This window comes from Amycolatopsis sp. NPDC003676 (assembly GCF_053587275.1).
This window is the reverse complement of sequence record NZ_JBSFNS010000110.1, coordinates 15,249-27,908: the sequence shown is the minus strand read 5'-3', so window position 1 is coordinate 27,908 and position 12,660 is coordinate 15,249. Positions and strand designations below refer to the sequence as shown.

Below are 12,660 nucleotides of genomic sequence, written 5' to 3'. Positions count from 1 at the left end.
CCTCGTCCTCGGTGGCCGCGATCGCCGCCATCGTGCCGCCGGTCGGCAGCGCCTGCATGAGCCGGCCGCGAGCGGCAACCAGCGAGCAGGCGTCGGCCAGCGAGAACACTCCGGAGACGTGCGCCGCGGCCAGTTCGCCGATCGAGTGCCCGGCGACGTAATCCGGCGTGACGCCCCAGGATTCGACCAGGCGGTACAACGCGACCTCGATCGCGAACAGCGCGCATTGCGTGTACGCGGTCTGGTTGAGCAGCGGCGATTCTTCCCAGATCACCTGCTTGAGCGGGGTTTCCAGCTCGGCGTCGAAGAGTCCGCAGATCTCGTCGAACGCTCCGGCGAAGGCCGGGAACGCCTCGTACAGCCCGCGTCCCATGCCCGGCTGCTGCGCGCCCTGTCCGGTGAACAGGAACGCCGTCAGGTCGGCCGCGCTGACCGTGCCCGCCACGGTGCCCGCCGGGGTCCGGCCGTCGGCCAGTCCGTCGAGCGCCTTCAGAGCCGCTTCGCGGTCGGCCGCCAGGACCACCGCGCGGTGGTCGAGCGCGGCCCGCGCAGTGGCCAAGGTGTAGCCGACGTCGGTCAGGCTGACGTCCGGGTTGGCCCGCAGGTGCGCGGCCAGCCGGGCGGCTTGGTCGGCGAGCGCCTGCTCGACCGAACCGGCCAGCGGCAACGGGATCGCCGGGAGCTCCGGTGCGGTGCGCCGGGTTTCGGTGGCCGGAGCGGGCGGTGCCTCCTCGATGATGATGTGCGCGTTGGTGCCGCTGATGCCGAACGACGACACGCCGGCGCGACGCGGGTGACCGTTGCGCAGCCACGGCCGCGGTTCGGTGAGCAGTTCGATGTTGCCCGTGGTCCAGTCGACGACCGGCGACGGCGCGTCGACGTGCATCGTCTTCGGCAACATGTTGTGCCGCAACGCTTGCACGACCTTCATCACACCAGCCGCCCCACCGGACGCCTGCGCGTGGCCGATGTTCGACTTCACCGAGCCCAGGTACAACGGCCGGTCTCGGTCCTGCCCGTAAGTGGCCAGCAGCGCCTGTGCCTCGATCGGATCACCGAGCTTCGTGCCCGAACCGTGCGCCTCGACCGCGTCCACATCGGACGGTCGCAGCCCGCCAGCCGCGAGGGCCGCGTGGATCACGCGTTCCTGCGACGGGCCGTTCGGGGCGGTCAGGCCGTTGGACGCACCGTCCTGGTTCACCGCGCTCGACCGGACCACCGCGAGCACCTCATGCCCGTTGCGCTGCGCGTCGGACAGCCGCTCCAGCAGGAGCAGACCCGCGCCCTCGGCCCAGCCGACGCCGTCGGAAGCCGCGGAGAACGACTTCGACCGGCCGTTGGGCGAAAGCACGCCCTGGCGGCTGGAGTCGACGAACAGGTCCGACTGCGACAGCACCGTGACACCGCCGGCCAGCGCCAGCCCGCACTCCCCCGCCCGCAGCGCCTGCACCGCGAGGTGCAGTGTGACCAGCGAGGACGAGCACGCGGTGTCCACCGTCATACTCGGGCCCTCAAGGCCCAGCAGGTAGGAGATGCGGCCGGAGACGACCGCGCCGGAGCTGCCGTTCGGGATGTAGGCGGCGACGTCGGCCGGAGCACCCGGAGCGCGGCTGCCGTAGTCGTCGTACATCGCGCCGGTGAAGACGCCGGTCAGGCTGCCGCGCAGCACCGTCGGGTCGATCCCGGCGCGCTCGATGGCCTCCCACGCGGTTTCCAGCAGGAGCCGCTGCTGCGGGTCCATCGCCATCGCCTCGCGCGGGCCGATGCCGAAGAACGCCGGGTCGAACTCCGCCGCGTCGTGCAGGAAGCCGCCCTGGTTGGCGTAGGTCTTGCCGCGCTTGCCGCGTTCCGGGTCGTAGATGCCCTCGGTGTCCCAGCCGCGGTTGGTCGGGAAGCCGGAGACCGCGTCGACCTCGTCGACCAGCAGCTGCCACAGGTCCTCCGGCGACCGGACGCCGCCGGGGTACCGGCACGCCATGCCGACGATCGCGATCGGTTCCTGCATCGACGCATTCGTCCGGGCCGTCGTCGCGGGAACCTTGGCGACCGCGCCGAGCAGCTTGCCCTTCACGAAGTCCGCGACGGCCTTGGCGGTCGGGTGGTCGAAGATGAGCGTCGCGGGCAGCGTCAGACCGGTCGCGGTGCCAAGGAGGTTGCGGAGTTCGACCGCGGCGAGCGAGTCGAATCCCAGCTCCTTGAACGCCCTGGTTCCGTCCACTTCGGACTTGTCCGCGTAGCCGAGCACGGTGGCCACCTGCGTGCGGACGAGGTCGAGCAGCACTCGGTCCCGTTCGCTTTCGACCAGCGCCGCCAGTTCGTCGGCGAGCGCGTTGTCCGCCGCCTTGGCCGCCTTCGCCACGCGGCGTGCCTTCGGCGGCACGAAACCACGCAGCAGTGCGGGCAGTTCGTCGGTACGTGCTCGCAGTGCCGGAACGTCTACGCGAAGCGGCGCGATGACCGCGTCTTCGGTGGCCACGGCGGCGTCAAACAGAGCCAGGCCCTGCTCGGCGGTCACCGCGGGCAGGCCTAGGCGGGCCATCCGGGCGAGGTCGGCTTCGGCGAGGTCGCCGCCGAGTCCGGTGTTCTCCGCCCACAGCCCCCAGGCCAGCGCGGTTGCCGGAAGTCCGGCCGCGCGCCGGTGTTCGGCAAGTCCGTCGAGGAACGCGTTGGCCGCCGCGTAGTTCGCCTGTCCGGCGGGCAGCACCTGGCCGCCTGCCGAGGAGAACATGACGAACGCGGACAGCTGCCGGTCGGAGGTCAGCTCGTGCAGGTGCCAGGCCGCGTCGACCTTCGGCCGCAGGACCTTGTCAAGCTGTTCTGCGGTAAGGGAATCGAAGACGCCGCTGTCGGCGGTACCGGCGGCGTGCACCACCGCGCCGAGGTCCGGCAGGCCGTTGACCAGCTGCTCGACCGCCTCGCGGTCAGCGACGTCGCAGGCCGCCACCTGGACTGTCGCGCCCAGGTCAGTCAGCTCTTCGACCAGTTGCGCGGCACCCGGAGCGTCGAGGCCGCGGCGGCTGGTGAGCACCAGACTCGCCACGCCGTGCTCGGCCACCAGGTAACGCGCCAGCAGGCTGCCGAGACCACCGGTGCCGCCGGTGATCAGGACGGTGCCGTCCCACGAGGCCGTGCCAGTCGATTCGGTGCGGATGTAACGCGGGGCGAGCACCGAACCGGCGCGAATCGCCGCTTCCGGCTCACCCGAAGCGACCACTGCGGCGATCGTCTCGACCTTTGTGTCGGTGTCCGCGTCGATGAGGAAGACGCGTCCGGGGTGTTCGGCTTGCGCCGCCCGGGCGAGGCCCCACAGCAGACCCTGCGTGACGTCCACAGTGGACTCTCCGGCCGGGACAGCCGACTGCGTGACGATGGCGAGTTTCGTGTCGGTCAACCGCGATTCGGCCAGCCACGCCTGAATCTCGGCAAGCAGCCTGGTCACGTTGGCCCGTGCCGCCTCTGGCACCGTGCCAGCCGCGGCAGGCACCGAGAGCGTCACGAGGCCCGGCACCGGCTCGCCGCGGTCCACCGCGCCGAGCAGGTCCGCGAAACCGCTGTAGGTGGCGGCCACACCGACCCGGCCCTGGCCGATCGCGACGACATCGCCCGGCTCTGCGGCCGGGACCGGCACGGACTGCCAGCCGATCTTGAGCAGCGAACCGTCCGTGGTCTCCGTCTGCGCGGCCAGTTCGGTCCGCACCGGCCGCGAGACCAGTGACTCGACCGAAGCGACCGGATTGCCTTCGCCGTCCGCGACCTCGATCGAGGACAGCTCGTCACCATCGATCCGCACGATCCGCACCCGCAGCACCGAAGCGCCGACCGCGTGCAGCGTGACGCCGTTCCACACGAACGGAAGCAGCGTCGACCCACTCGGGTCGCCGAGCAGGTCGGCGTGCATCGCGGTGTCGAGCAGCGCTGGGTGCAGGCCGTAGGAACCTGCCGTGGACGCCGCCGGTTCCGGCAGCGAGACCTCGGCGAAGACCTCATTGCCCCGTCGCCACGCGGCCTGGAGGCCCTGGAACGCCGGGCCGTAGCCGTAGCCGCGTTCGTTGAGCAATTCGTACGCGCCCTCGATCGGGATCGGGGTCGCGCCCGCCGGCGGCCATTCGGTGAGGCCAGCGGGCTCCGGCCGCGCGGCAGCGGACAGGGTGCCCAGCGCGTGCTGGGTCCAGTCGCCGTCCGATTCGACCGGGCGGGAGAAGACGGTGACCGGGCGGCGGTCGCCGTTCGCGGGACCGACCACGACCTGCAGCGCGACCGCACCGTCCTGGGACAGGAGGAGCGGCGCTTGCAGTGTCAGCTCCTCGACCACCGGGTGGCCGACCTGGTCACCAGCGGCGACGGCCAGCTCGACGAATCCAGTGCCGGGCACCAGAATCGCACCCTTCACCACGTGGTCAGCAACCCACGGCACCGACGAAGCGGACAACCGTCCAGTGAGGACAGTGGTGTCCGAACCGGACAGTGCCACGACCGCGCCCAGCATCGGGTGCGCCAGCGGCTGCTGGCCGACGGAGGTGACATCGCTGGACGGCGTCGCGTCGAGCCAGTAACGCTTGTGCTGGAAGGCATACGTCGGCAGGTCGAGCCGGACCGGACCGTCGCCGAGCAGCGGGCCGAGCTTCGCCGCGCCGCGGATGTGGAGACGACCGGCCGCGGTGAGCGCGGTGCGTACCTCGTCCTGGTCGCGCCGGCCAAACGGGACGAACTCCGCGTCGACGCTCTGCGGGCCGAGCGCGGACAGCACGCTGTCCGGCCCGATCTCCAGGAATGTCTGGACGCCGCTCTCCGCCAGCGCCGTCACCGCGGCACCGAAGCGGACGGTCTCGCGGACATGGGTGACCCAGTATTCCGGCGAACGCAACTCGTCGTCGGTGGCGAGTTTCCCAGTGACCGTCGAGACAATCGGGATCTTCGGCGCGTCGTACTTCAAACCAGCGGCGATCTCGCGGAACTCGTCCAGCATCGGCGACATCAGCGGTGAGTGGAACGCGTGGCTCACGCGCAACCGTCGCGTTTGGACACCGTCAGCCGCCCGCTCGATCTCGGCGACCGCGTCCGCGTCGCCCGAGATGACCACGGCGGCCGGGCCGTTCACCGCTGCGATGCTGACCGCGTCCTCGTGGCCCTGCAGCAGTTCGCGGACCGTCTCTTCGGTCGCCGCGAACGAGACCATCGCGCCGCGACGGTCGTTCAGCGCACCCATCAACCGGCCGCGCGCGGCGACCAGTTTTGCCGCGTCCTCAAGGGGAAGCACGCCCGAGACGTGGGCCGCGGCCAGCTCGCCGATCGAGTGCCCAGCGAGCGCGTCGGGCCGGAAGCCCCACGACTCGGCGAGCCGGAACAGCGCGACCTCGACCGCGAACAGCCCGGTCTGGGTGTACTGCGTCTGGTCGAGCAGTCCGCGGTCGGCGAGTTCGGTGGTGCCGAACACGACGTCCCGCAGCGGCACGTCGACCAGCGGGTCGATCGCCGCGCACACCGCGTCGAACGCCGTCGCGAAGGCCGGGTACGCGTCGTACAGCTCGCGTCCCATGCCAACCCGCTGCGCGCCCTGGCCAGAGAACAGGAAGGCGAGCTTCCCATCCACGACCTGGCCCGTCGGTGCGTCGCCGCCTGCCAAGGCGTCGAGTCCGTCGGCAAGTTCGGCCGTGGTCTCGGCGACCACCACCGCACGGTGTTCCAGCGAGGCACGCGTCGCAGCCAGCGAACGCGCGATCTCCGCGACGGAAACGCCCTCGGCAAGCCAAGAACGCAGCCGCGCGGCCTGTCCGCGCACTGCAGCGGCGGAACGACCGGACAGCGCGACCGGGACGATCGTCTGTGTCTCGGAAGGCCGCTCGACCGGGATCGCCGGAGCCTGTTCCAGGATGACGTGCGCGTTCGTGCCGCTGATGCCGAACGACGACACCGCGGCGCGACGCGGCCGGTCGACATCCCACTCACGCGCTTCGGTCAGCAGCCGGACCGCGCCGGTTTCCCAATCGACCACAGTGGACGGACGGTCGACGTGCAGCGTCTGCGGCAACTGGCCGTGCTGCATCGCCATGACCATCTTGATGATGCCCGCGACACCCGCCGCGGCTTGGGTGTGACCGATGTTCGACTTGATCGACCCGAGCCACAACGGCTCATCCTCGGAACGGTCCTGGCCGTAGGTGGCCAGCAGCGCTTGTGCCTCGATCGGGTCGCCCAGCGTGGTGCCGGTGCCATGGCCTTCGACAGCGTCCACTTCGGACGGCTGCAGACCAGCGTCGGCCAACGCCTTGGCGATTACCCGTTGCTGCGAAGGGCCATTCGGCGCGGTAAGGCCATTCGACGCGCCGTCGTGGTTCACCGCGGAGCCGCGGAGGACCGCGAGCACCGGGTGACCGTTGCGGCGTGCGTCGGACAGCCGCTCGACGAGCAGCATGCCCGCGCCCTCGCCCCAGCCGGTGCCGTCCGCCGCTTCCGCGAACGCCTTGCACCGGCCGTCCGCGGAAAGCCCGCGCTGACGGCTGAAGTCGATGAAAGTGTCCGGAGTGGACATCACGGTGACACCGCCGGCCAGCGCCAGCGTGCACTCGCCGCGACGCAGCGCCTGCACCGCCCAGTGCAGCGCGACCAGCGACGACGAGCACGCAGTGTCCACAGTGACCGTCGGGCCTTCCAGCCCCAGCGCGTACGACACGCGACCGGACACGACGCTGGCGAGGCTGCCGTTGCCGAGGTAGCCCGCGATGTCGTCGGAGACCGTGCCGAGTCGGGTGCCCCAGTCGTGGTACATCACGCCGGCGAACACCCCGGTCGCGCTGCCGCGCAAGGCAACCGGGTCGATTCCGGCGCGTTCGAAGGCTTCCCACGAGACCTCCAGCAACAGTCGCTGCTGCGGGTCCATCGCCGCCGCCTCGCGCGGGCTGATCTCGAAGAAGTCCGCGTCGAACTCCGCCGCGTCGTGCAGGAAGGCGCCGTGCTTGACGTAGGAGTGGCCGGGCTTGCCGGGCTCCGGGTCGTACAGAGAGTCGACGTTCCAGCCGCGGTCGACCGGGAAGCCGGACAGCGCTTCCTCGCCCTCGGACACCAGCCGCCACAGGTCTTCCGGCGTCGCGACGCCACCCGGGTAACGGCAAGCGATGCCGACGATGGCGATCGGCTCCTCCGGGTCCACGGTGGTCACCGGAGTGATCGTGCGAGTCGGGGCCAGCCCGGCCAGGCGCGACGCCAAATACTCAGCGAGCGCGCGCGGAGTCGGGTAGTCGAACACCAGCGTGGCGGGCAACCGCATGCCGGTGACCGAGTCGAGGATGTTGCGCAGTTCCACCGCGGCCAGCGAGTCGAACCCGATCTCGCCGAACGGGCGGGCTGGGCTGATCGCGTCGGCGCTGTCGTGGCCCAGGACGGCCGCGACGTGCGTGCGCACCAGGTCGAGCAGGGCGCGGTCGCGGTCGGCCTCGGCGAGGTGTGCGAAGCGCTCGGCGAACTGCTGCTCGGGCGTCACTTCTCCGCTGGCGACAGCGATCCGGCGACGACCGGCGGGCACGAGCCCGCGCAGCACAGCCGGAACGTCCTCGCCGCGGGACCGCAGGGCGGCCCGGTCGACGCGGGTCGGGACGACCGTCGGAACGCCGGTGCCGAGCGCAGCGTCAAGGGCGGCAAGGCTTTCCGACACGGTGAGCGGAGCCAGACCCAGCCGCGTGATGCGGTTGCGGTCCACTTCGGACAGTGTCGCGCCCATGCCGATCGCCTGACCGGCGTCGGGAGCCCACAGGCCCCAGGCCAGCGACGTCGCGGGCAGGCCAGCGGCGTGCCGGTGCTCGGCGAGTGCGTCGAGGAACGTGTTGCCAGCGGCGTAGTTCGCCTGTCCGGCACCGTCGGCGAGACCCGCCGAGGAGGAGAACAGGACGAACGCCGACAGGTCCAGCTCCGCAGTCAGCTCGTGCAGCGCCCACGCCGCGTCGAGCTTCGGGGCCAGGACCGCGTCGAGCTGCTCGGCGGTCAGCGAGCCGATCATCGCGTTGTCCAGCACGCCCGCGGTGTGCACGACTGCGGACAGCGGGTGCTCGGCTTTCTTGATGGCCGCCGACAGCGAACGCTTCTTGCTGACGTCCGAGGCGACCACCTTGGCGGTCGCGCCCAGCTCAGCCAGCTCTTCGACCAGTTCGGCCGCGCCCGGTGCGTTCAGGCCGCGACGGCTGAGCAGCAGCAGGCTGCGGACACCGTGCTTCGTGACCAGGTGCTTCGCGACCTGGGCACCTAGACCGCCGGTACCGCCGGTGATCAGCACGGTGCCGTCGGCGCGCCAGGTCGGCTCCCCGATCTCGGCGGCCAGCCGGACCATCCGACCGGCCGACACGGTGTCGCCGTCGATGCGGAGCTCCGGCTCGCCCGAACCCAAAGCGGTCGTCAAGGTCGCTGCCGTTGCCGCCCCCTCCACGAGGACCACGCGACCCGGGTGCTCGGCCTGGGCCGAACGCACGAGACCACGGACGGCGGAGTCGGCCAGCGAGCCGCGCGTCAGCACGACCAGCCGTGACGAGGCGTAACGGTCGCCTTCCAGCCACTGCTGCAGCACAGTCCGCACGCGGTGCGCGGTCTGCTTGGCAGCGGCGGCGATGTTCTTGCCCGGCACGGAAACCGGCAGCAGCACGACCTCGGGCACGTCAACCAGCGACACCAGCGAGTCGACCACCGGAACGTCGAAACCGCTGACCGAGCCCAGCGAGGCGAGCGTCGGCAGCTCTGCCCCAACAGTGACCGGCGTCCATTCGACGGTGTACAGCAGGTCGCGCGCCTGGGTGCCGAGGTCGGCCTCGCGGACCGGCCGCGAGCGGAACGACTCGACGGACAGCACCGGCGTACCGGCCACGTCCGTCACGTCGATCGAGACACCACCGGTGGCCGGGGACGTGATCCGCACCCGGACCTCGGTCGCGCCGGAAGCGTGCAGCCGCACGCCGGTCCACGCGAACGGCAACCGGATCTCGCCCGGCTCCCGCGCCTCGCCGGGGGCGAAGTCGGTGGCGTGCAGGACCGCGTCGAGCAGCGCCGGGTGGACGCCGAACGCCGCGTCGCGACCGGTCGCGGGCAGCGCGACCTCGGCGAACACAACGTCGTCGCGCTTCCACGCGGTGCGCAGACCCTGGAACAGCGGGCCGTAGCCGTAACCCTGCTCGGCGAGTTCGGTGTACAGCTCGCTCGTCGCGACCACTTCGGCACCAGCGGGCGGCCATTCGCCGCGCGGGGCGGGCTCGACCACCGGACCGGCGGCGAGGACACCGATGGCGTGCCGGGTCCAGGCCGCGTCGGCGTCGTTGTCGGGGCGGGAGTGGAACTCGATGGTGCGCCGGCCGTCGACGTCCGGGCCGACCAGCGTCTGCAGCGCGACGCCACCGGTCTCCGGCAGCGCGAGCGGGGCCTGCAGCGTCAGCTCGTCGACCACGCCGTAGCCGACCTGGGCGGCGGCGTGCAGAGCCATCTCGACGAACGCGGTGCCCGGCAGCACCGGGGTGCCCGCGATCGCGTGGTCGGCCAGCCACGGGTGCGTCCGGAGAGCGACGCGACCGGTGAGGACCAGGCCGTCGTCGCCCGCCAGGCCGATCTCGGCGGCGAGCAGCGGATGCCCGGAAGCGAGCTGGCCGAAGTCCGCCGCGTCGCCGTGGCCGGTCGGCGCGGTGAGCCAGTAGTGCTGGTGCTGGAAGGCATACGTCGGCAAGTCGACAACCTGCGCCGGACCGAAGAACGCCGTCCAGTCGATCGCCACGCCACGGGTGTGCAGACGGCCGAGCGCGGCGGCGAGGGTGGTGACCTCGGGCCGGTCGCGGCGCTGCGCGGGGGTGAAGGCGATGGCGTCGCTGGTGCTGGCGGCCATCGCGGACAGCACGGCGTCCGGGCCGACCTCGATCGCCGTCGTGACACCGGCATCGACCAGCGCCTTGACGCCGTCGGCGAACCGCACCGCGCGGCGGACGTGCCACAGCCAGTACCCCGGCGAGCAGAGTTCTTCGGCGGTCGCGATCCGGCCGGTCACGTTCGAGACGACCGGGATCGCCGGGGCCGCGTAGTCGACCACCTCGAGGATCTCGCGGAACTCGGCCAGCATCGGCTCCATCAGCGGCGAGTGGAACGCGTGCGACACGCGCAGCTCGCTGATCTTGCGGCCCTGCATGCGGAACACCGACACGACGGCTTCCACCGCTTCGCGCTCGCCGGAAACGACGACCGACGTCGGGCCGTTCACCGCGGCCAGGCTGACCTGGTCGTCCAGCAGCGGCCGGACCTCGTCCTCGGTCGCCGCGATGGCGACCATCGCGCCTCCCTCGGGCAACGCCTGCATGAGCCGTCCGCGAGCAGCGACGACCAGGCACGCGTCGGCGAGCGACCACACGCCCGCGATGTGCGCGGCGGCCAGCTCGCCGATCGAGTGGCCGAGCAGGATGTCCGGCCGCACGCCCCACGATTCGAGCAGCCGCGCCAACGCGACCTCGACCGCGAACAGCGCGCACTGGGTGTACTGCGTCTCGTTCAACTCCTCGGCGTTGTCGCCGAAGAGGACGTCGCGCAGCGGGGTCTCCATCTGGACGTCGAGGTGGTCGAGGGCCTCGTCGAAGACCTCGGCGAACTTCGGGTATGCCAAGTACAGCTCACGCCCCATCGCGAGGCGCTGCGAACCCTGGCCGGTGAACAGCATCGCGAGCTTGCCCGGCGTGCGCTCGCCAAGGACGACGTTCGGGTCCTGCTCCCCCGTCGCCAGCGCCTGGAGCCCGCGCACCGCGTCGGCGACGTTCTCCGCGACGACCACAGCGCGCTGGTCGTGCGCGGCGCGGGTGGTGGCGAGAGAGAAGCCGAGGTCAGTCAGCTGCTCGGATTCCACAGTGGACACCAGTGCGGCGGCCTGTGCCTGCAGCGCTTCCTCGCTGCGTGCCGAGACGACCAGCGGCACGACCGGCAGTTCGTCACTGGCGGTTTCCGCTTTTTCGACGGCCGGGGCCTGCTCGATGATGACGTGCGCGTTGGTGCCGCTCACGCCGAACGACGAGACGCCAGCGCGACGCGGACGTTCGTTCTCCGGCCATTCCCGCTGCTCGGTCAGCAGCTCGACGGAACCCGCCGTCCAGTCGACGTGCGGCGTCGGCTCATCCACGTGCAGCGTCTTCGGCAGCACGCCGTGCCGGATCGCCTCGACCATCTTGATAATGCCCGCGACACCCGCCGCGGCCTGCGTGTGGCCGATGTTCGACTTGATCGACCCCAGCAGCAGCGGCGTCTCGCGGTCCTGACCGTAGGTGGACAGCAGCGCTTGCGCCTCGATCGGGTCGCCGAGCCGGGTACCGGTGCCGTGCGCCTCGACAGCGTCCACATCGGACGCTTCCAGTCCAGCGTCCGCCAGCGCGCGCTTGATCACGCGCTGCTGCGACGGGCCGTTCGGCGCGGTAAGGCCGTTCGACGCACCGTCGGAGTTGATCGCCGAGCCGCGGACCACGGCGAGCACCGTGTGTCCGTTCGCGACTGCGTCGGAAAGCCGTTCCAGCACCAGGACACCGACACCCTCGGCGAACCCAGTGCCATCCGCAGCTGCCGCGAAAGCCTTGCAGCGACCATCTTCCGCGAGACCACGCTGACGGCTGAACGCGGTGAACGTGCCCGGCGCACCCATCACCGCAACGCCACCAGCCAGCGCGAGCTGCGTTTCCCCACGCCGCAACGCCTGCACCGCCAAGTGCAGCGCGACCAGCGAACCGGAGCAAGCCGTGTCAACGGTCAGCGTCGGACCTTCGAGACCGAGCGCGTAGGCGACGCGACCGGAGACGACGCTGGGCGCGTTGCCGGTGAGGAGGTAACCGTCGAGACCGTCGGGAGCTTCGTGCAGCCGCGGGCCGTACTCCTGCGCCTCCGCGCCGATGAACACGCCGCCCGGAGTGCCGCGCAGCGTGGACGGGTCGATCTTGGCCCGCTCCAACGCTTCCCACGCGGTCTCGAGTACGAGCCGCTGCTGCGGGTCCATCGCGGACGCTTCGCGCGGCGCGATGCCGAAGAACCCGGCGTCGAATTCCCCGGCGCCGGGCAGGAATCCGCCCGAGGTGACGTAGCTGCTGCCCGGCTTGTCGGGATCCGGGTCATAGAGGCTGTCGAGATCCCAGCCGCGGTCCTCCGGGAAGCCGGAGATGGTGTGCACCTCGTCGGCGACCAGCTGCCACAACGCTTCCGGCGACACCGCGCCGCCCGGATACCGGCAGCCGATGCCGACGATCGCGACCGGCTCGTCGTTCGAGCCGCCAGCGGTCAGCGTCGCGACCGATTCCTCCGCGCCGAACACCTCGGCGTGCAGGAAACGCGCGACCGCGGCCGGGGTCGGATAGTCGAAGGCCAGCGTCACCGGCAGTTCCAGCCCGGTCGCGTCGGTGAGCTGCGCGTGCAGCTCCACCGCCGCGAGCGAGTCGAAACCGTGGTCGGAGAACGCTTTCTCCGGGTCGAGGACGGCAGGCACCTCCGGCAGCGCGGCCTGCAGCGCCGCCCGCGTCGCGTCGTGGACCACGCCGGCGAGGAACCCCGCGCGGTCCGCCGGCGGCAGAAGCGTCAGCCGCTCCGCGAAGCCGGATTCCCGATTCTTCTCACTCTCACGCATTGCGCACTCCACCGCGGTAGCCAGGCAGCATTCATGGGTCGTCGGTCGGATCGTAGGGC

At 71.3% G+C, this 12,660-nt stretch carries 1 protein-coding gene; it reads right to left on the bottom strand.

What is annotated here, in order from left to right:
- Positions 1-12,601, bottom strand: a 12,601-nt coding sequence (locus ACWDNU_RS37565; protein WP_449672339.1) for an SDR family NAD(P)-dependent oxidoreductase, incomplete at its 3' end; no start/stop codon positions are given.
- Positions 12,602-12,660: the final 59 nt, after the last annotated feature.